Raw genomic sequence first — 18,536 nt, forward strand, 5'->3', positions numbered from 1 at the left:
CCGTGACGGAAGGCACCACCTCCGCCGCTGCCGAGGGGGCAGACGCCCTGACCCGCCTGGAGCAGGAGGGTGAGATCGCGGCGGACTACCTGGAGGGTCTGCTGGACATCGCCGACCTCGACGGCGACATCGACATGGACGTCGAGGCCGACCGCGCCTCCGTGTCGATCATCAGCGACACCGGCGGCCGTGACCTGCACAAGCTGGTCGGCCGGGACGGCGAGGTGCTGGAGGCACTGCAGGAGCTGACGCGCCTGGCCGTGCACCGGGAGACCGGCGACCGCAGTCGGCTCATGCTCGACATCGCGGGTTACCGGGCCAAGAAGCGGGCGGAGCTGTCCGAGATCGGTGCCAAGGCCGCCGCTGAGGCGAAGAACACCGGCGAGCCCGTCAAGCTCAAGCCGATGACCCCGTTCGAGCGCAAGGTCGTGCACGACGCGGTCAAGGCCGCGGGACTGAGCAGCGAGTCCGAGGGCGAGGAGCCGCAGCGGTTCGTCGTCGTACTGCCCGCCTGATCGGCCCCCACGTTTCACCGGCCCCGTCTGTTGAGCAGACGGGGCCGAACTTTGTCAGCCTGGTAGTTCTGGTGGCCGGTGCGCGAAGCACCGGCGCTGTACGGAAGGACGGTCCCCGTGACGGAGGCAGCGGAGCTTCCCCCCGCGCCCGAGCAGGCGCGGGAAGTGTTTGGTGATCGCTTCGCCGATGCGGTCCGCTACGCGGAGCTGCTCGCCGAGGCGGGCGTACAGCGTGGCCTGATCGGCCCGCGGGAAGTGCCCCGCCTGTGGGAGCGGCATCTGCTGAACTGCGCGGTGCTCTCCGAGGCCGTCCCCGAGGGAGTGACGGTCTGCGATGTCGGCTCCGGCGCCGGCCTGCCCGGCATCCCGCTGGCGCTGGTCCGGAACGACCTCAACATCACACTGCTGGAGCCGCTGCTGCGGCGCACCAATTTCCTCACCGAGGTCGTCGAGCTGCTCGGCCTGGATCACGTCACCGTGGTGCGGGGCCGCGCCGAGGAGGTCCTGGGCAAGCTGCCGCCGGTCCATGTGGTGACCGCGCGGGCCGTGGCCCCGCTGGACCGACTGGCCACCTGGGGCATCCCGCTGCTGCGTCCCTATGGCGAGATGCTCGCGCTGAAGGGTGACACCGCCGAGGAGGAGCTGAAGGCCGCTGCCACGGCTCTCAGTAAGCTGGGCGCGGTGGAGACGTCGATCCTGCATGTGGGTGAGGGCATCGTGGACCCCATGTCCACCGTGGTGCGGGTCGAGGTCGGGGAGAGCCCGGGTGGTGTGCGGTTCGCGGCCAAGCGCGCCAAGGCGGCCCGGACGGGTCGGGTCCGCCGTCGCCGCTGAGCAGGAGTAGCAGCAGGGGCATGGGTCGGAGAAGGGGGCGGCTCTGATCCGTCCTGACGACGAGACGTACTCCACACAAGCTGCCAAACCTACGCAGGCCGGAGTGTCGCGAAGGTCCGGTCGCCGCTGCTGTGCATCGTGTTTCACGTGAAACGTCGCTCACTGCTCCACGGCATCATCAGTCGCGGCCGCGCTGCGGCCGAACCTCGCGACCGCAAGCCCCTCGGTTCCCTGGGCGAGGATCCCGTTCCCCAGGGAACTCCATCCCTGTCACGGGGTACTCCGCCCCTCTCCAGGGGCACGGAGTTGTCCACAGAGGTGGATTTCTCCACAGAACACCAGGCCTCACTGGTTCACGACCCCGAAGACATGGGAGGCTCTGTTCATTGCGAGCCTGAAGTCGAGGAGAGTGAATCCTTGCGGTCCGACGCCAACATCGCGGGACCGATGACCGATCCGGTCCCCGGTCCCCGTACCGAGTCGATGGGGGCGGATGTTTCACGTGAAACACCGCCTCCGATGGACGACACTCCGATCGGTCGTGCGGCCCAACTGGCGGTAGAGGCTCTGGGCCGCGCCGGCGAAGGCCTGCCACGGCCGGAGCAGACCAGAGTCATCGTGGTCGCCAACCAGAAGGGCGGCGTGGGCAAGACGACGACCACCGTCAACCTTGCTGCTTCGCTGGCTCTGCATGGCGGCCGGGTCCTGGTGATCGACCTCGACCCGCAGGGCAACGCGTCCACCGCCCTCGGGATCGACCACCACGCAGACGTCCCCTCGATCTACGACGTGTTGGTGGAGAGCAAGCCTCTCGCCGAGGTCGTCCAGCCGGTCCCCGACGTGGAGGGTCTCTTCTGTGCCCCCGCCACCATCGATCTCGCCGGTGCGGAGATCGAGTTGGTGTCCTTGGTGGCCCGTGAGAGCCGACTGCAGCGGGCGATCCAGGCATACGAACAGCCGCTGGACTACATCCTCATCGACTGCCCGCCCTCGCTCGGCCTGTTGACGGTCAACGCGCTGGTGGCGGGCCAGGAGGTCCTCATCCCGATCCAGTGCGAGTACTACGCACTCGAGGGCCTGGGGCAGCTGCTGCGCAACGTCGACCTGGTGCGGGGGCACCTCAACCCCACGCTGCATGTGTCGACCATCCTGCTCACCATGTACGACGGCCGGACGCGTCTCGCTTCCCAGGTCGCGGAAGAGGTGCGCACCCACTTCGGCGACGAGGTGCTGCGGACAAGCATTCCCCGCTCGGTCCGTATCTCCGAGGCGCCGAGTTACGGGCAGACGGTGCTGACTTACGATCCTGGATCGAGCGGTGCCCTCTCGTATCTTGAGGCGGCCCGAGAAATCGCGCTGAAGGGCATCGGCATCAGCTATGACGCGAGCCAGGCCCACATCGGCGTCCAGAACGATCCAAGCATGGTGGAGGGGATCCAGTGAGTGAGCGACGGAGGGGGCTGGGACGTGGTCTCGGCGCACTGATCCCCGCTGCCCCGACGGAGAAGACCCCGGCTCCGGCCGCGCTGGGGGGCGGTGCCTCCGCTTCCCCCGCAGCCGTCCCGGTGCTGACGACCGACCGCGGGGTTGCCGCGGCGAAGGTGGCTACGCTGCCGCCTGTTTCACATGAAACCGAGGAGCCCGCGGCGGGCCCCGTCGTGGAGGCCCCGGCTCCTCCTATGGGCGCGCACTTCGCCGAGATTCCTCTCGACGCGATCTCGCCCAACCCGCGCCAGCCGCGTGATGTCTTCGACGAGGACGCGCTTCAGGAGCTGGTCACCTCGATCAGGGAGGTCGGTCTCCTCCAGCCTGTCGTCGTACGGCAGCTGGGGCCCGCCCGCTATGAGCTGATCATGGGCGAGCGCCGCTGGCGGGCCTGCCGCGAGGCCGGCCTTGAGGCCATCCCGGCGATCGTCCGGGCCACGGAGGACGAGAAGCTCCTCCTGGACGCGCTGCTGGAGAACCTGCACCGTGCGCAGCTGAACCCGCTGGAAGAGGCGGCCGCCTACGACCAGCTGCTGAAGGACTTCAACTGCACGCACGACCAGCTGGCCGACCGGATCGGGCGCTCTCGGCCCCAGGTCTCCAACACACTCCGTCTGCTGAAGCTCTCGCCGGCCGTCCAGAAGCGCGTGGCTGCCGGTGTCCTGTCCGCCGGGCACGCCCGGGCACTGTTGTCCATCGAGGACTCCGAGGAGCAGGACCGGCTGGCTCACCGCATCGTGGCCGAGGGGCTCTCGGTGCGAGCCGTCGAGGAGATCGTGACCCTCATGGGTTCGCGGCCCCAGAAGCCTCAGCGTCCCAAGGGGCCGCGTGCCGGCTCTCGGCTCTCCCCGGCCCTGAACGAGCTGGCGACCCGCCTGTCGGACCGCTTCGAGACAAGGGTGAAGGTCGACCTCGGCCAGAAGAAGGGGAAGATCACCGTCGAGTTCGCCTCGGTGGACGATCTCCGGCGGATTCTGAGCACGCTCGCTCCGGGCGAGGGGCCGGTGCTGCCGCAGGAGCTTCAGGACGCGACGGACGACCAGGACGACTGATCCTGGCCCGACCCACTCGGCTGTATGCCGTATCAAGAGCGGGCCGTGTCTGGTGTGCACCGGAACACGGCCCGCTCTTTGCTTTGAGGCGCTATCGAGTGAATCGCATCGTGGATACGATGCGAACGGGTATGGCGCATCCACCGGACAGCAACTGCATCTCTGAGTGGGGAGATGGGGGCCATGCGATCGATGAGCCGCACCGGACTGGTGAGCGCGGGCCTGAGCCTTGGAGCGGTCGGCGGATTCGTCGGCAGCTTGCTCAGGGAGCGAAGCGCTCTGGCAGCCGCTCGTGATGCGGCGGGCGAAGGAAGCGAGGAACAGCCTTCATGGGGCGTCGGCTCGTGCCGCTCACGCTGGACAACCTTCAGGACCTTCCCCAACGCTGTCGGTCGTGTGTCTTCTGGGAGCTGGACCCGGTCAGCGGAGAAGCAGCCGTAAGGGCGGGGACCTCGGCACTGGAGAAGGAAGCCTGGATCTCCGCCGTCCTGCTGGACTGGGGATCGTGCGGCCGGGTGGTGTACGTCGACGACGTACCGGTGGGCTTCGTTCTCTACGCCCCTCCGGCCTATGTCCCGCGCTCGACGGCCTTCCCCACGAGTCCCATCTCGCCGGACGCCGTGCAGTTGATGACGGCGTTCATCATGCCCGGTTACCAGGGGCAGGGGCTGGGGCGCGTGCTCGTGCAGGCGGTCGCCAAGGATCTGCTGCGCCGAGGCTTCAAAGCGATCGAGGCCTTCGGTGACGCCCGCTGGAAGGAACCCGCCTGCCTTCTGCCGGCGGATCACCTTCTGGCCGTGGGCTTCAAGACGGTCCGGCAGCATCCCACGCACCCCCGGCTCAGGCTGGAGCTGCGGTCGACGCTCTCCTGGAAGGAAGACGTGGAGATGGCTCTCGACCGGCTCCTCGGAGCGGTTCAGAAGGAACCGGCGCTGAGGCCGTTGTAGGAACGCCGTCACAGGAGTCGGCATCCGCTGGGGACTGCATACGAATGGGCCAACCCTCAAGGGTTGGCCCATTCGTGTTTCACGTGAAACATGCGCCGTCGCTCGGACAGCACCGCTCGGTTCTTCGCCTTACTCGGCGATGAACTCCTCGAGGTCGCGAACGATCGCAGCCTTCGGCTTGGCACCGACGATGGTCTTGGCGACCTCGCCGCCCTGGTAGACGTTCAGGGTCGGGATGGACATGACGCCGTACTTGGCGGCCGTATCCGGGTTCTCGTCGATGTTCAGCTTGACGATCTCGATCTTGTCGCCGTACTCCGCAGCAATCGCCTCCAGGGACGGGGCGATCTGACGGCACGGACCGCACCAGGCGGCCCAGAAGTCCACCAGGACGGGCTTGTCGTTCTTGAGGACGTCCTGCTCGAAGGAAGCGTCGGTCACATTCTTCAGGGTGCCGGCCACAGCGGGCTCCTTAACTCGGTCGTGCGGTGAGGCGGGGAGGGGAAGGGGAAGGTCAGACAGCGGCGGTCTTCTCGGGCTCCGCCTTGTCCTCGTCCGCGAGCGCGGCGAGGAAGCGCTCGGCGTCCAGGGCGGCGGAGCAGCCGGTTCCGGCCGCGGTGATCGCCTGACGGTAGGTGTGGTCGACCACGTCGCCGGCGGCGAAGACACCGGTCACATTGGTGCGGGTGGTCGGGGAGGCGACCTTCAGGTAGCCCTCCTCGTCCAGGTCCAGCTGACCCTTGAACAGCTCGGTGCGCGGGTCGTGGCCGATCGCGATGAACAGACCGGTCACGGGCAGCTCCGACAGTTCGCCGGTCTTGACGTTGCGCAGCTTCAGACCGGAGAGCTTCTGCTCGCCCTGGACCTCGGCGACTTCGCTGTCCCACACGAACTTGATCTTCGGGTCGCCGAAGGCGCGTTCCTGCATCGCCTTGGAGGCGCGCAGCGTGTCCCTGCGGTGGACGATCGTCACGGACTTGGCGAACCGCGAGAGGAAGGTGGCCTCCTCCATCGCGGTGTCACCACCGCCGATCACGGCGATGTCCTGGTCCTTGAAGAAGAACCCGTCGCAGGTCGCGCACCAGGAGACACCGCGACCGGACAGGGCGTCCTCGTTCGGCAGACCGAGCTTGCGGTGCTGGGAACCGGTGGTGACGATGACGGCCTTCGCCTTGTGGACCGTGCCTGCGGTGTCGGTGACGGTCTTGATCTCACCCGTGAGCTCGACGGAGACGACATCGTCCGGGACGAGCTCGGCGCCGAAGCGCTCGGCCTGCGCCCGCATGTTGTCCATGAGCTCGGGACCCATGATGCCGTCGCGGAAGCCCGGGAAGTTCTCGACCTCGGTGGTGTTCATCAACGCGCCACCGGCGGTGACGGCTCCCTCGAACACCAGGGGCTTCAGCGACGCGCGCGCCGTGTAGAGCGCCGCCGTATAGCCTGCGGGCCCGGAGCCGATGATGATCACGTTACGGACGTCGCTCACGGCTTGATTCCTCGTCTCTGGTCTACGTCGGTCGACCGGTGGGAGCCCGTTTCCGGGCTCTCACCCCACCCAACGGATCCTACGGGGCCCGCATTCCCGGTGTGTCGGGGCACACGCATGCGCCAGGGCAACTGACGGAGCGACCGCGGTGGCCGGTAGGTTCAGGGACGGGGATAGGACTCTTTCGCCAGGACCTTGCCCGCAGATGTGGGATCTTGACGCACGCAGGCCGCGTCGACGACATAGGCCGTGACCTGGGCACCGTCATGGCTATCGGGCAGGACGACGAGATAGGCGCTCTTCCCGGCGTAGGTGCCTACCTTCGAGGCCAGGGCGCGGTCACCCTCGGAGATCGCCCGCCGGACACAGTCGGGTACCGGAACCTCCGTCTGAATCAGCGTGTTCGCGCTCTCCGTGGTTCCTGGGGTGTTCTGCCCGGAGTCGGTGCCGGACCGCGGTCGCTGACTGGTGTGTCCCCGCTGGGTGCCCTTCTTGGAAGCCAGCAGGTCCTGCACCTGGCTTTGGACACTGGCACCGGAGAAGGCGCTGATGGACGGGCTCGGCTTGCCATGAGCCGTCATGGTCGATGGACCCCTGTCGAACACCTGGAGCACCACTGCCCCGGCTCCCAGCACGGCCGCGGTCAGGACACTGCCGAGAACGATGGTCCTGCGGCGGCTGCGCGCGTTCTTCTTCCGCCCTGGCCCGGTCGCCGCACGGGGGCGCCCCGCCGGACGATCGGTCGCAGCCGATGTTTCACGTGAAACATGGCTCGCGCTTTCCTCTCCGGATGCGCTGAGCAACGCCTCGGCGGCAAGCGCGGCATCGATCCGGCCGGTCACGTCGGCAGGCATGCGAACCGCTGTCGATGCGGATCCCAGCAGCCCTCGGATCTCCTCCAACGAGCTATGGACGTCCGCGCACAGCTCACAGGTCTCCAGGTGGCGCTGTATGTCCGCGCTGCGGCCAGGAGACAGAAGGCCTTCGGTGAGGTCGGAGATCTCTTCGACGTCCGGGTGCCCGGCCGTGTCTGTCGTCGAAGTCACGCTCGCCCACCTCCGCCCTTCACTACGGCTGAATCGCTCGGTCCCGTGCCCTCGGGGCCCTCGCTCGGAGACCCCGTTGCAGGTGGGACGGATGTCCCCTCCACCCGGTTCCGTCCCTCGCCGGGTTCTTTTCCGCTTCCTGAACCTTCGGGCCGTAGATGGGTGAGCAGAGGCAGCAGTCTCGCTCTGCCCCGGGCGCACCGGCTCTTCACCGTGCCCGTCGGCACGTCGAGAATCCTGGCGGCCTCGGCCACCGGATACCCCTGCATGTCCACGAGGACCAGCGCGGCCCTCTGGTCGTGCGGGAGGGTGCCGAGCGCTTCGAGGAGCTGGCGCTGGACGTCGTTCCGCTCGGCCGGGGCCGAGGCCGACTCGTGCGGCTCCAGCAGCTGCTCCAGCCGTTCCGTGTCGTCGACGGGAGAGGTCTTCCGTGAGGCCGCTTTGCGGGCGCGGTCCAGGCAGGCGTTCACCGTGATTCGGTGCAGCCAGGTCGTGACGGCCGACTGGCCCCGGAAGGTATGGGCGGCCCGGTAGGCCGACACCAGGGCGTCCTGGACCGCGTCGGCGGCTTCCTCGCGGTCCCCCAGCGTCCGCAGCGCGACCGCCCAGAGCCGATCCCGATGCCGCCGCACGATCTCGCTGAAGGCATCGCGGTCGCCTTCCACATGGCGGGCGAGCAGATCCTTGTCGCTCGCTCCGTCGTATCCGGCGCCCTCCGCCATCTGCCCCCTCCGGTCCGGGTGAGACGTCAGCCCGTGAACTTCACTTCGCCGATGGCCTGCTTGTAGCCGGCGCCGGCGTACAGCGTGGAGTCATACCCCGATTTCGGCACGGCCGTCAGCCAGACGAGGACATACCGCGTCTTCACCGACTTGGTGACCTTCACGGTAGCGGTATTGGTCGTCGTCGTGACCTTACCGAGCTGCTGCATCGAGTCCAGCGACGGCGGTGTCAGGGAGTCGGCCGCGTACAGCTCGACGGTCGTGTGGTCCCCGCCGTAACGCATGTCGAGGGTGGCAGTGCCGAGTCTCGTGGGCGAGCCGAGGTCGTAGACGATGCCGACGCCCGGCTTGAGCGGAGCGATGGCCGGTCCCTCGTTGAAGCTCCTGGTCCGCCAGTACGACGAGGGGTCGCCGTCATAGGTCTTCTGGACGTCGCCCGGGTGCTGGGCGTCTCCCTCGGCGATGAACTCCTGGCTTCCCTGGATCTTTATCGCCGTCGGCTTGTGGTTCGCGGCGCCCTTGTCGCCGTCACCTGTCGTCTGGCTTCTGTTGGTGTCGTCGGACTTGCCGCCCTGGCCCATCAGGGCGTCCGCCAACTGCCAGCTGCCCAGGCCCAGGGCGGCGATGAGAAGCGCCGAGACCGCCCACTTCAGGGCCTTGCCGGTACGGCTCTGCAGCGGGGGCGGCGGAGTCGTGAGCGGCTGGGTGGCGCCGGGACGCGGCGCCGGGCGGCCGTACGTGCCCTGCTGGTAGGTCGTGCGCTGGTACTCCGGCGGGGCCGTGAACGCCGGCTCGGGCGGGCGGATGCGCGGCATCTCGCCGATCGCCTTCACCAGCTCCTCCGGCGTGGTGCACGGGGCCTCGTGACGGGAGGCGGTGGCACCGTCGTTGACGAGTGCACGCATGGCCAGTTCGGACAGGCCCCGGTGGATACCGGCCCGCACCTGGTCCGGAGCGATGAGGCCGACGCCCTTGGGAAGTCCGGACAGGCCGTACGCGTCGCTCTCGTACGGCCAGCGCTGGGTCAGCGCCGCGTACAGCAGGGCGCCGATTGCCTCGGTGTCGGTGCGCTGAGGGGTGTCGGAGCTGATGCCGCGCAGCGCGGCGTTCACGGCGAGGCCCCGGATGCGCCACTGACCGGTCGAGGCGCGCAGCACGGCGTTGGGGTTGAGCCGGAGATGAGCGAGGCCCTCGCGGTGCGCGGCGGCCATGGCCGAGGCGACCTGACTGGCCATCTGGTAGGCGTCGTGCGGTTCCAGCGGGCCGTTCGTGAGGAGCGTGGTCAGCTCGGTGGCGTCGGGCAGCCACTCGTGCACGACGTACACGAGGTCGTTCTCCTCGACGGCGTCGAGGACCTGGACGAAACGGGGGTCGCCGAGCAGCGCGGAAGAACGGGCGGCCGCGAGGACGGAACGGGCCCGTACGTGCTCCGCGGGCAGGATGTGGACGCCGACGGCACGGCGGAGTTTCTCGTCGACCGCACGCCAGCTGCTGAATCCGTCCAGACGGGTGACGCACTCCTCCAGTCGGTAGCGTCTGGCGAGCTTGTGACCACTGTGCAGTTCCGGAGGCGAGGCCTTCTGCCCGGAATCCTTGCTCACGCTCCCCTGCGCCTTTTCGCTGTCCGTGTCCCGCTCCGGGTTCATGGCCACCCCGTCGGCCGTGGACTGGTCCGCCTTGGCGGTCAGCGGCTGCTCACCGCTGTTGTCTGCCACGTCGACGGCAGCCGTGCTCCGTTCCGCCACCGTCGTCCCTGCCTCCCCATCCGTTGCACGCTGTCCGACGCCGAAACCAATTGTGCCCACAGTCCGCCGCTATGCACGACACACGACGGCGGACGATGGTTGTGCGCCTACCCCCGCCTCAGCGGCCCAGACGCCCGCGGACCATGCCCACGAGCGAGTTGAGTTCCTCGATGCGCATCCGGCGGGCGGCGACGAAGAAGATGCCAAGCAGTACGGCCCCGCCGGCGATCAGGGCCGCGAAGGAGCCGATGACGCCCTGGCCGAGGGTGTGCCCGATGCCGTAGCAGGCCGCGCCGCTGAGCAGGGCCGCCGGCACCGAGGCGATGCACAGACGCGCGTACGTCCGCATCACCCGGGCGCCGTCCAGGTCACCGCCGAGCCGCTTGCGCAGCCGGCGCCAGGCGACACCCACACCGATCGCGTAGGCCACGCCGTACGCGGCCGCCATGCCGGCCACCGCCCAGCGGGCGGGCAGCAGGAAGTAGCAGAGCGCCGAGGCGCCCGCGTTGACGGCGGCGACGATGACGGTGTTGTAGAAGGGCGTGCGGGTGTCTTCGTAGGCGTAGAAGGCGCGCAGCACGACGTACTGCACCGAGTACGGGATCAGGCCGAGGGCGAAGGCCATCAGCATGTAGCCCATGTTCGTGGCCTCGCTGGTGCCCGAGGAGCCGAAGATCAGCGTGCACATCGGGATGCCGAGCGCCAGGAACCCGAAGGCGATGGGGACGATGGCCACGGCCGTGGTCCGCAGGCCCTGGGAGATGTCGTCACGGACCGCGCCGCCGTCGCCCTCGGCGGCCGAGCGCGAGATGCGCGGCAGCAGAGCGGCCATGAGGGACACCGTGATGATGGCCTGCGGCAGGCCCCAGATCAGCTGGGCGTTGGCGTAGGCGGCGAAGCCGGTGCCCGCGATGCCGGAGTCCTTGGCGGCCGCCGTGGACAGCTGGGTGACGATCATGGCGCCGGCCTGGTTGGCGAGCACGAACAGGACCGTCCACTTGGCGAGCATCGCGGCCTTGCCCAGGCCGTGGCCGCGCCAGTCGAACCGCAGCCGGATCCGGAAGCCCGTCTCGCGCAGGTACGGGATCATCGCCAGCGCCTGGACGACCAGACCGAGCAGCACACCGATGCCGAGCAGGCGCTGGCCCTCCGGCGGGATGTTCGTGACGGTCATGTGGGAGTTGGCGGCGGTGCCGTAGACCCAGATGAACATGCCGAGCGTCACGATGATGACGATGTTGTTCAGGACCGGTGTCCACATCATCGCGCCGAACTTCCCGCGGGCGTTGAGGATCTGGCCCATCACCACATGGATGCCCATGAAGAAGATCGAGGGCAGGAAGTAGCGGGTGAAGGTGACCGCCACGTCATTGGCCGCGGGGTTGGAGGCGACCGGGTTGGACAGCATGCGCACCAGCAGCGGCGCCGCGAACATCGCGAGGGCGGTCAGCGCGGCCAGGGCCACCATCACCAGGGTCAGCAGACGGTTGGCGAAGGCCTCGCCGCCGTCGTCGTCCTCCTTCATCGCCCGTACCAGCTGCGGCACGAAGACGGAGTTGAGGCCACCACCGACGGTGAGGATGTAGATCATCGTCGGCAGCTGGTAGGCGACCTGGAAGGAGTCGCCGAGAAAGCCGAGGCCGAGCGCCGAGACGATCAGCGCCGAGCGGACGAAGCCGGTGAGGCGGGAGACCATCGTGCCCGCCGCCATCACGGCACTGGACTTCAGCAGCCCGGTTGCCTTGCCGCCCTTCTTCGCGGGTGCGGCGGAGGCTGCGGAAGCCGCTGCCGGCTCGGGTTCCGCATCCCTGTACGGCCCGGCGGGATCCGGCGCTGCGGCCGGAGCGGGCACGGGCGGCTGCGCCGGGTTCCCCGGGGCAGCCGGGTAGGAGGCCGCGGCGTACGGGTTGCCCTGCTGGGGGCCCTGGCCGGGCGCCGGCCGGTACTGGCCGGCGGGATCGTAGCCGGTGCCCGGAGCGGTGGCCGGCTGGGAGTAGCCGGGCGGATCCATGGGCGCGTGCCCGCCGCTCTGCTGCTGGTCCTTGAAGAGATGAGCGAAGGCGTCCGGTTCGTGGTACTCCTCGCCCGAGTGCGCGACCAGGTCGTCCACGCCCACGTACTGTGTCGTGCGCGGGTCGTCGCCGTACGGCAGGTACGGGGTCCCGCCCTCCGGCTCCGGCGCCGGCGTCTGTGCCCACACCCGCGGGTCGGGCGCGTACGGCGACTGGGCGGGCTGTCCGTAGAGCGGCTGCTGCCCGTGGCTGCCCTGAGGGGGCGGCGGGTGCGCGGCGCGGTCGTAGAGCGCCTCGGCGACCGGGTCCTGGGCGGCGAGGTCGTGCCCCCGGTAGGGGTCCTGGTCGTAGGCATCCTGGAGGTACATGTCGGCCGCTTGCTGCGGCGGCACCTGACCGGGCTCCGGCGGCGTCTCGGGGTAGCCCGAGCCGGCCGCGCCCTGGCCGCGATCACCGTCGTACGGCGCGTTCATGCTTACCCCACCTCATCGTCCCTGGCCCACCGGCCACGACATCGCTCAACGGTCCACTCTCTCACCCGTCCCGGACGGGTCGGGGCTTTCCGGTGCGGTGTCCGGCGCAGGGTCACTCCGGTGCTCCGGGTCGTCTGCCCCGGTCGGCGAGGCGGAATCCTCCGGTTCCTCCGGGAGACGGTCTGCAGGGGCGTCTGGGTTCCCGGGCTCGTCGGCGGCCTGCTCGTCCGCGTCGGGGCCGTTCTCGTCCGTCTGGCGGGCGGATGCGCGCTTGCGCTGGGTGTACATCCGGAATCCGGCGAGGACGAGGAGGAGCACGCCGCCGCCGATGACCAGCATCACGGTGGGCGTGATCTCGGTGACCTTCACGTCGAAGGTGACGGCGTCGCCGTACTTCTGGCCGTCCTCGGTGTACAGCTGGGCGATCACCGTGACCCGGCCGTTGGCGTTGGCCGACGTGGTGAACTTCACGGACTGGCTGTGCCCGCCGGAGATCTCCACCGGCTGCTCGGAGTAGGGCTTGCCGCCGATCTTCAGACGCGTCGGCATGGTCGAGGTGAGACGCAGGATGAGATGGCCGACCGGCTGGACGAGGTTGTTCTGGACGGTCACCGGGATGGTGGCGCTGCGTCCGGAGAGCTTGGTCTCCGACTTGTCGATCAGCTTGACCTGGTCGGCCAGCTCGTCGAGCCACCCCTCCACGCCGTTGCGGTAGCTCTGCGCGTGCCAGTTGCCGCCGCGCCACGACGTGGACATCTCACGGCTTATGGCCAGTCCGAACGGCGTGACGACGCGGGACTGGTCGGAGAGGATCACCTGGAAGCCGTTGAGCTTGTCCTGGGTGCGCGCGATCTGCTCGAAGGCCGCCCGCGGCAGCTCCTGCGAGCGCAGCGAGGAGGGGTAGGAGGAACCCGACGGGATACGCGTGGTGGCGTTCGGGTCCGGCTTGTCCTTGGTCGCCGCGGAGAGGTCCTGGGACTGGGACCAGTTCCCTTCCTGGAGCGCCTTCAGCGCCGCCGCCATCGCCTGGGCCTGGCCCGCGGTGGGCATGCGCTGCGGGGCGACCACGATGCTGCGCTGCTTGTCCGTCTGCGCGTTCACCTCCAGGCTCTGCGCCAGGAACTCCTGCACGGCGAGCGTGGCGGAGTCCGCCCTCGTCAGGTCGCCCTCGAAGGCCGTGGACAGCCGGGCGTCGGAGACCACCGCCGTGGTGCCACCGCCGATCGGACGGGCGGCGGAGGGCGTGTACGGCAGCCCGGCGGTCTCCTGGAGGCTGTCGCTGCGGGCGATCACGCGGTCGGCCCCCGCGGAGGTGGCGACCTTCATGATCGCCGGGTCGACGGCGCCCTCCTCCGGCCAGGCGAAGTCGGTGCTCGGCGTGACGTGGAGCACGGTCTTGACGGTGGTGGCGGCGACGTCGGTGGCGTCCTTGAGGTGGCTGAGCGAGCCGGTGACGCTGGTGCCGTTGTGCGCGAGGGAGGCCAGGTCCGGGTCTGCGAAGGGCAGCGCGACGACCTCCTTGCCGGTCACCGCGGACTGCAGGTTCGCCAGCCATTGCTTGGCGAGCGCCTGGTGCTCCTTCGGGCCGGGCGTGGTCGTGTCCCCCTTGCCGGGCAGCCGGTAGTTGCCGGTCGCCATCGCGTCCACCGAGGCCAGCAGGTCCGGGTCGATCACCCAGGTGACGTCGAGGTCCTTGCCCAGGTCCACCATCTGCGCCAGCCGACCGCCCGGCGCGAGTTCCTTGGCCAGGCTGTCGTTGAGGAACACCCGCGTCTGGAGCTCGCCGGGGCCCGTCTTGGCCATCATGTGGACCGTGGAGATCAGCGGCCAGAGGTACGTCGTCTTCGTCTTGGTGTCGGCGTCGGACGGCTGCCACGGCAGGAACGTGCGCTGGATGCCGAGCACCTGGTCCCAGGGCTGGGCGGCGGTCTTGCCGGACAGGGAGACACCGAACTCGTAGACGCCGTCGTCGCCGAGGTCGAGCTTGTCCACGGGGACGGAGATGCTGAAGTGCTCGGCGACGCCCGGGGTCAGCTTGGCGAACTTCTCCACGTACTTGCCGCCGACCTCGGAGCCGATTTCGCCCGGCAGGTCGTCGGAGTGCTCGGCGACGGAATCGATCGCCGAGCGGGTGCTCAGCATGGGGCCCACCTGCAGGTCCACGTGAGCGCCGGTGACGGTCTGCTTGCCGTTGTTGGTCACGGTGCCCGACACGGTCAGCGTGTCCCCGTCGGTGGGGGCGCTGGGGGCCAGTGAGTCCAGTGCGACGGACACCGTGTCCGAGGAGGCGGCCTGGGCGGGCGCCGCGGCGGGCAGCTGGAGCAGCCCGGCCAGCAGCGGCGCACCAGCGAGCAGCGCGCCGGTGCGTCGCAGCCACCGGCGGGCAGGTGAGGCACTGGTCCCCTGGAATTCAGCCGCCTCGGCCACGCGCTCGCCCGTCCCTCGTCGTCAGTGGTCGTCGGAATGTGCGTCCACGCATGGTAACGATGCGCGCGGAGGGGAAGTGCCGCGGTCTCCGTCACAAGATCGGGGAACACCCGCGTCCCGTCCTCTATATCCAGTATCGGGGGAGAGCTTCCGTACGCCTCGAGGGCAGTGCTTGCGACGGGTATGAAGGGAGCTGTCCGCGGCCCCTGCGGTCCGGCCGCCCTTCGGGCAAATGGAGGGCGTCCCTGGTCGCCGGGGCACGTACCCTTTTCTGTTGTGCCGAACCCCAACGAAGACACTCCCTCTGCCCTGAGCCAGGCGCAGCACCGTGCGGTCGCCGAGCTGCTGCGGGTGGCCCCCGTCGCCGACGATCTCGCCCGCCGATTCCAGGAGGCCGGGTTCTCCCTCGCCCTGGTCGGAGGGTCGGTGCGCGACGCGCTGCTCGGCCGGCTCGGCAACGACCTGGACTTCACGACCGACGCCCGCCCCGAGGACGTTCTGAAGATCGTCCGTCCCTGGGCGGACGCCGTCTGGGAGGTCGGTATCGCCTTCGGCACCGTCGGCGCGCACAAGGGTGCCCGTGTCGGAGACACTGAGGTGAACTTCCAGATCGAGGTCACCACCTATCGGTCGGAGGCCTACGACCGCACCTCCCGCAAGCCCGAGGTGTCGTACGGCGACTCCATCGAGGAGGATCTGGTCCGCCGGGACTTCACGGTCAACGCGATGGCCGTGGCACTGCCGGAGAAGGAGTTCATCGACCCGCACGGGGGCCTGGAGGATCTCGCGGCGCGCGTGCTGCGGACGCCGGGCACGCCCGAGGAGTCCTTCTCGGACGATCCGCTGCGGATGATGCGGGCCGCCCGGTTCGCGGCCCAGCTGGACTTCGCGGTCGCCCCCGACGTCGTCACCGCGATGACGGAGATGGCCGGACGCATCGAGATCGTCTCGGCCGAGCGGGTCCGGGACGAGCTGAACAAGCTGATCCTGTCCGCCCACCCGCGCAAGGGGCTGGGCCTGCTCGTCGATACCGGGCTCGCCGACCATGTGCTGCCCGAGCTGCCGACGCTGCACCTGGAGCGTGACGAGCACCACCGGCACAAGGACGTCTACGAGCACACGCTGATCGTCCTGGAGCAGGCGATCGCCCTGGAGCAGGAAGGTCCCGACCTCACGCTGCGGCTGGCCGCACTGCTGCACGACATCGGCAAGCCGCGCACGCGCCGCTTCGAGGAGGACGGCCGGGTCTCGTTCCACCACCACGAGGTGGTCGGCGCCAAGATGACCAAGAAGCGCATGACCGCCTTGAAGTACTCCAATGAGCTGGTGAAAGACGTCTCACGCCTGGTCGAACTTCACCTGCGCTTCCACGGCTATGGCACCGGGGAGTGGACGGACTCGGCGGTGCGCCGCTACGTCCGTGATGCGGGCCCGCTACTGGACCGCCTGCACAAGCTGACCCGCTCCGACTGCACCACGCGGAACAAGCGCAAGGCCGCCGCGCTGTCCCGGGCCTACGACGGCTTGGAGGAGCGCATCGCCCAGTTGCAGGAGCAGGAGGAGCTGGACGCGATCCGACCGGACCTCGACGGCAACCAGATCATGGAGATCCTGGGCGTGGGCCCCGGCCCTGTCGTCGGCAAGGCGTACAAGCACATGCTGGAGCTGCGTCTGGAGAACGGGCCGATGGAGCACGACGTGGCGGTGAGGGCTCTCAAGGAGTGGTGGGCGGAGCAGGGCTGATCTCTGCTGAGTCAAGCTCGGCGATGTTTCACGTGAAACACCGGCCGGACCGAGCGAGCCCGAGGGGCGATGTTTCACGTGAAACATCGCCCCTCGGCACGTCCGACCGCTACTTGTTGTCCCCCAGGCAGAGGACGAACGAGTCGCTGCCTTCCTTCCATTCGAGGGCAGCGGTCGTTCCCTTGACCGACTGGCAGGCGAGCATGGCGATGCTGGTGCTGCCATCCTTCTTGAGCACCTTGTAGTCCGCCTTCGAGTCGCTGCAGTCCAGCTGCTCGATGTTCGGATCCTTGTCGGTTCCCTTGTTCGTCAGGCAGTCACCGACAGCCAGCTTCTTGGAGTCGTCCTCATGGTTGAAGTACCAGCCGCCGACCAGGACGATGAGGCCGAGGATGCCGCCGGCTATGCGCAGGTACCACCTGACGCCGCGCTTCGGCCGCTGAGGAGGCACCGGTGCATACGGTGCCGTGCCCTGCTGGGGGAACCCAGGCTGGCCCGGCTGCTGCGGGTAGCCGCCCTGCGGAGGGTACGGAGCCTGGGGCTGGCCGTATGCCTGCTGGCCCTGTGCGAATGGGTTCTGGCCCTGGGGCGGCGGAGTCGTCACTTGGGGTCCCCCTAGGAGAGTTGGTGAGCAGCGCACATAAGCGGCGCGTAAGACGCACGTAAGTTACCGGGCTCCACTGACAGTTCTGTAACCCAGGGGGACTCTGTGGCTTTGATGTGACACTCACCGACGATCAAAGCGGGCCATAGCCCCAGCAACTGCCGCGTAGATGACGGCAACTGTGACGACCAGCGTTGCCGAGCGTCCGTCCGGGGGCAGCATCAAGGCCGCCACTCCGGCCGCTCCCACGAAGGCCACATTGAACAGCACGTCGTACACGGAGAAGATCCGGCCGCGGAAGCTGTCGTCGACGCAGGCCTGGACGATCGTGTCCGTGGCGATCTTCGCGCCCTGGGTGATCAGTCCCAGGACGAAGGACGCGATCAAGAGGGGCCCGGTGGCGAACGGGAGGCCGAGGGCGGGCTCCAGTACGGCGCCGGCGCCGGAACACACCACGATCCAGCGCCCGGGCCTGAGGCGTCCCGCCGCCCACGGCGTCACCGCGGCTGCCGCGAAGAATCCCGCACCCGACAGGGCCAGCGCGAGGCCGAGCAGCCGGAGCCCGTCCTCGGGAGTCGCGGAGAGCGCGTACCGGCACAGCATCAGCAGAAGAACGAGGAGCGCGCCGTAGCAGAAGCGCATCAGCGTCATCGCTGCCAGCGCCCACGCTGCCTCCCTGCGCCTCGGCTCGGTCAGATGGCGGACGGCTGCCAGGAGTTCGCGTGCCGTCGTGGCGAGGGCGGTGGCCATGTGCGGCCGTGTCGGCTGCCGGTCGGGACCGAGGAGCGCGGGAGGCATGGTCAGCGATGCCAGGCCGGCGCACAGATAGAGGAAGGCGCCGAGGAGTACCACTGCCGCGTCGGAGTCGGATGCCAGAAGCCGTACGGCGAAGGCGAGGCCGCCGCCCGCGGTCGCGGCCAGTGTTCCGGCCGTCGGGGACAGGGAGTTGGCGAGCAGCAGACGCTCGGCGTCGACCACCCGGGGCAGGGACGCGGACAGCCCGGCGAGGACGAAGCGGTTGACGGCCGTGACGCACAGCGCCGAGACGTAGAAGAGCCAGTCCGGGACCTGGCTGACCATCAGCACGGCGGTGGCCGCGGCCAGCAGAGCGCGCAGCAGGTTGCCGTAGAAGAAGATCTGCCGACGGCGCCAGCGGTCCAGCAGGACGCCCGCGAACGGGCCGACCAGTGAATAGGGGAGCAGCAGGACCGCCATGGCCGCGGCGATGGCGGTGGCCGAGGTCTGTTTCTCCGGGGAGAAGACGACGTACGCGGCGAGCGCGACCTGGTAGACGCCGTCGGCGCCCTGGGACAGGAGGCGGATGGCGAGCAGGCGTCGGAAGTACCGCAGGCGCAACAGGACGCGCAGGTCACGGACGACGGGCATGGGGCACAGCCTCACACATGCGGAAGGTCCCCGGGTCAGGGAAACCCGGGGACCTTCAC

General features: G+C 69.0%; 15 protein-coding genes. 6 read left to right on the forward strand and 9 right to left on the reverse strand.

Translation table 11 applies throughout. The features are described 5' to 3' along the window. Positions 1-2: 2 nt before the first annotated feature. The 5 genes from ACWGJ5_RS08500 (at position 3) to ACWGJ5_RS08520 (ending at position 4,833) form a co-directional block, all read left to right on the forward strand. Entirely contained in the window at positions 3-515 is a 513-nt protein-coding gene (locus tag ACWGJ5_RS08500) for a Jag family protein (RefSeq protein ID WP_453308989.1), read from the forward strand. A gap of 117 nt (positions 516-632) precedes the next feature. After that, complete coding sequence (gene rsmG / locus ACWGJ5_RS08505; RefSeq protein WP_228621653.1) at positions 633-1,349, forward strand: 16S rRNA (guanine(527)-N(7))-methyltransferase RsmG; 717 nt, start codon at positions 633-635, stop codon at positions 1,347-1,349. Between the two features lie 369 nt (positions 1,350-1,718). After that, positions 1,719-2,792, forward strand: coding sequence for a ParA family protein (locus ACWGJ5_RS08510; protein WP_453309173.1), 1,074 nt, complete (start codon positions 1,719-1,721; stop codon positions 2,790-2,792). Further along, entirely contained in the window at positions 2,789-3,886 is a 1,098-nt protein-coding gene (locus ACWGJ5_RS08515; RefSeq protein ID WP_453308990.1) for a ParB/RepB/Spo0J family partition protein, read from the forward strand. The genes ACWGJ5_RS08510 and ACWGJ5_RS08515 overlap by 4 nt, the downstream gene beginning before the upstream one ends. A gap of 329 nt (positions 3,887-4,215) precedes the next feature. Then, a complete protein-coding gene (locus ACWGJ5_RS08520; RefSeq protein WP_453308991.1) occupies positions 4,216-4,833 on the forward strand; it encodes a GNAT family N-acetyltransferase in 618 nt (205 codons plus the stop codon). 129 nt (positions 4,834-4,962) lie between these two features. Here the strand turns inward: ACWGJ5_RS08520 and trxA are convergent, their stop codons facing one another. From trxA to ACWGJ5_RS08555, 7 genes are all read right to left on the reverse strand, one after another. Beyond that, a complete protein-coding gene (gene trxA, locus ACWGJ5_RS08525) occupies positions 4,963-5,295 on the reverse strand; it encodes a thioredoxin (RefSeq protein WP_228621656.1) in 333 nt (110 codons plus the stop codon). Positions 5,296-5,347: 52 nt separating this feature from the next. Further along, positions 5,348-6,319 carry a thioredoxin-disulfide reductase gene (trxB, locus tag ACWGJ5_RS08530; RefSeq protein WP_453308992.1) on the reverse strand — a complete coding sequence of 324 codons (972 nt, stop codon included), beginning with the start codon at positions 6,317-6,319 and terminating at the stop codon, positions 5,348-5,350. A 161-nt stretch (positions 6,320-6,480) separates the two neighbouring features. Continuing rightward, the gene (locus tag ACWGJ5_RS08535) at positions 6,481-7,365 is read right to left on the reverse strand and encodes a hypothetical protein (protein ID WP_453308993.1); all 885 of its coding nucleotides are present in this window, start codon (positions 7,363-7,365) and stop codon (positions 6,481-6,483) included. After that, complete coding sequence (gene sigM, locus ACWGJ5_RS08540; protein ID WP_453308994.1) at positions 7,362-8,087, reverse strand: RNA polymerase sigma factor SigM; 726 nt, start codon at positions 8,085-8,087, stop codon at positions 7,362-7,364. Before sigM ends, ACWGJ5_RS08535 begins: the two co-directional genes overlap by 4 nt. Positions 8,088-8,113: 26 nt before the next feature. Next, positions 8,114-9,832: a protein kinase family protein gene (locus ACWGJ5_RS08545; RefSeq protein WP_453308995.1), complete on the reverse strand. Its 1,719-nt coding sequence runs from the start codon at positions 9,830-9,832 to the stop codon at positions 8,114-8,116. A 118-nt stretch (positions 9,833-9,950) separates the two neighbouring features. Next, positions 9,951-12,317, reverse strand: a complete 2,367-nt coding sequence (gene murJ / locus ACWGJ5_RS08550) for a murein biosynthesis integral membrane protein MurJ (RefSeq protein WP_453308996.1) — start codon at positions 12,315-12,317, stop codon at positions 9,951-9,953. Positions 12,318-12,362: 45 nt separating this feature from the next. Next, a complete protein-coding gene (locus tag ACWGJ5_RS08555; RefSeq protein WP_453308997.1) occupies positions 12,363-14,744 on the reverse strand; it encodes a DUF6049 family protein in 2,382 nt (793 codons plus the stop codon). A 276-nt stretch (positions 14,745-15,020) separates the two neighbouring features. Between ACWGJ5_RS08555 and ACWGJ5_RS08560 the strand changes: the two genes are divergently transcribed. Further along, entirely contained in the window at positions 15,021-16,487 is a 1,467-nt protein-coding gene (locus tag ACWGJ5_RS08560; RefSeq protein WP_453308998.1) for a CCA tRNA nucleotidyltransferase, read from the forward strand. Between the two features lie 109 nt (positions 16,488-16,596). Here ACWGJ5_RS08560 and ACWGJ5_RS08565 read toward each other — a convergent pair whose 3' ends face one another. Beyond that, positions 16,597-16,938: an LppU/SCO3897 family protein gene (locus ACWGJ5_RS08565; RefSeq protein ID WP_453308999.1), complete on the reverse strand. Its 342-nt coding sequence runs from the start codon at positions 16,936-16,938 to the stop codon at positions 16,597-16,599. A 276-nt stretch (positions 16,939-17,214) separates the two neighbouring features. Continuing rightward, a complete protein-coding gene (locus ACWGJ5_RS08570) occupies positions 17,215-18,477 on the reverse strand; it encodes an MFS transporter (protein WP_453309000.1) in 1,263 nt (420 codons plus the stop codon). Positions 18,478-18,536: the final 59 nt, after the last annotated feature.

The sequence above is a fragment of the Streptomyces sp. NPDC054783 genome (assembly GCF_053611725.1).

What these genes read in the sequence shown, in the direction of transcription:
- ACWGJ5_RS08510 (WP_453309173.1), top strand. Translation starts at nt 1,719, where the DNA reads ATGGGAGGCTCTGTTCATTGCGAGCCTGAAGTCGAGGAGAGTGAATCC.
- ACWGJ5_RS08520 (WP_453308991.1), top strand. Translation starts at nt 4,216, where the DNA reads ATGGGGCGTCGGCTCGTGCCGCTCACGCTGGACAACCTTCAGGACCTT.
- ACWGJ5_RS08570 (WP_453309000.1), bottom strand. Translation starts at nt 18,477, where the DNA reads ATGCCCGTCGTCCGTGACCTGCGCGTCCTGTTGCGCCTGCGGTACTTC.
- murJ (WP_453308996.1), bottom strand. Translation starts at nt 12,317, where the DNA reads ATGAACGCGCCGTACGACGGTGATCGCGGCCAGGGCGCGGCCGGCTCG.
- sigM (WP_453308994.1), bottom strand. Translation starts at nt 8,087, where the DNA reads ATGGCGGAGGGCGCCGGATACGACGGAGCGAGCGACAAGGATCTGCTC.